The organism is Microbacterium helvum (assembly GCF_014779795.1).
In the GTDB taxonomy this organism is placed as follows: domain Bacteria; phylum Actinomycetota; class Actinomycetes; order Actinomycetales; family Microbacteriaceae; genus Microbacterium; species Microbacterium helvum.
This window is the reverse complement of the sequence record NZ_JACXZS010000028.1, coordinates 1-1,802: the sequence shown is the minus strand read 5'-3', so window position 1 is coordinate 1,802 and position 1,802 is coordinate 1. Positions and strand designations below refer to the sequence as shown.

1 rRNA gene is annotated in these 1,802 nt (G+C 54.8%); it reads left to right on the top strand.

Annotated elements, in window-relative coordinates:
• Nucleotides 1-191: 191 nt before the first annotated feature.
• Nucleotides 192-1,713: ribosomal RNA gene (locus tag IF188_RS19985) — 16S ribosomal RNA — on the top strand.
• Nucleotides 1,714-1,802: the final 89 nt, after the last annotated feature.

The following is a 1,802-nucleotide window of genomic DNA, read 5'->3' as shown; positions in this document are numbered from 1 at the left end:
GGTGCGTCCGATCTTTGAGAACTCAACAGCGTGCACTTGTCAAATGCCAATTTATTTCTCTGTCGACCGTGTTTAACGGTTGGTGGGGGTTTTTGGATCAATTCATGGATGTCAGTTTGATATTCGTTTTTGGTCATGGTTGAACTCGCTGGCTGGTGATCGTTTTTCCCGATCCTGGTTGGCATCATTTTTTTATGGAGAGTTTGATCCTGGCTCAGGATGAACGCTGGCGGCGTGCTTAACACATGCAAGTCGAACGATGAACTCCAGCTTGCTGGGGGGATTAGTGGCGAACGGGTGAGTAACACGTGAGCAACCTGCCCTGGACTCTGGGATAAGCGCTGGAAACGGTGTCTAATACTGGATATGAGCCTCTATCGCATGGTGGGGGTTGGAAAGATTTTTCGGTCTGGGATGGGCTCGCGGCCTATCAGCTTGTTGGTGAGGTAATGGCTTACCAAGGCGTCGACGGGTAGCCGGCCTGAGAGGGTGACCGGCCACACTGGGACTGAGACACGGCCCAGACTCCTACGGGAGGCAGCAGTGGGGAATATTGCACAATGGGCGGAAGCCTGATGCAGCAACGCCGCGTGAGGGATGACGGCCTTCGGGTTGTAAACCTCTTTTAGCAAGGAAGAAGCGTGAGTGACGGTACTTGCAGAAAAAGCGCCGGCTAACTACGTGCCAGCAGCCGCGGTAATACGTAGGGCGCAAGCGTTATCCGGAATTATTGGGCGTAAAGAGCTCGTAGGCGGTTTGTCGCGTCTGCTGTGAAATCCCGAGGCTCAACCTCGGGTCTGCAGTGGGTACGGGCAGACTAGAGTGCGGTAGGGGAGATTGGAATTCCTGGTGTAGCGGTGGAATGCGCAGATATCAGGAGGAACACCGATGGCGAAGGCAGATCTCTGGGCCGTAACTGACGCTGAGGAGCGAAAGGGTGGGGAGCAAACAGGCTTAGATACCCTGGTAGTCCACCCCGTAAACGTTGGGAACTAGTTGTGGGGTCCTTTCCACGGATTCCGTGACGCAGCTAACGCATTAAGTTCCCCGCCTGGGGAGTACGGCCGCAAGGCTAAAACTCAAAGGAATTGACGGGGACCCGCACAAGCGGCGGAGCATGCGGATTAATTCGATGCAACGCGAAGAACCTTACCAAGGCTTGACATACACCAGAACACCCCAGAAATGGGGGACTCTTTGGACACTGGTGAACAGGTGGTGCATGGTTGTCGTCAGCTCGTGTCGTGAGATGTTGGGTTAAGTCCCGCAACGAGCGCAACCCTCGTTCTATGTTGCCAGCACGTTATGGTGGGAACTCATGGGATACTGCCGGGGTCAACTCGGAGGAAGGTGGGGATGACGTCAAATCATCATGCCCCTTATGTCTTGGGCTTCACGCATGCTACAATGGCCGGTACAAAGGGCTGCAATACCGTGAGGTGGAGCGAATCCCAAAAAGCCGGTCCCAGTTCGGATTGAGGTCTGCAACTCGACCTCATGAAGTCGGAGTCGCTAGTAATCGCAGATCAGCAACGCTGCGGTGAATACGTTCCCGGGTCTTGTACACACCGCCCGTCAAGTCATGAAAGTCGGTAACACCTGAAGCCGGTGGCCTAACCCTTGTGGAGGGAGCCGTCGAAGGTGGGATCGGTAATTAGGACTAAGTCGTAACAAGGTAGCCGTACCGGAAGGTGCGGCTGGATCACCTCCTTTCTAAGGAGCACCTCAACCCTTCGGGGTTGTAGGAACCTCAGCAGAGCGAATGTCTCTGCGGGGGCTCGTGGGTGGAACATTTGACATGG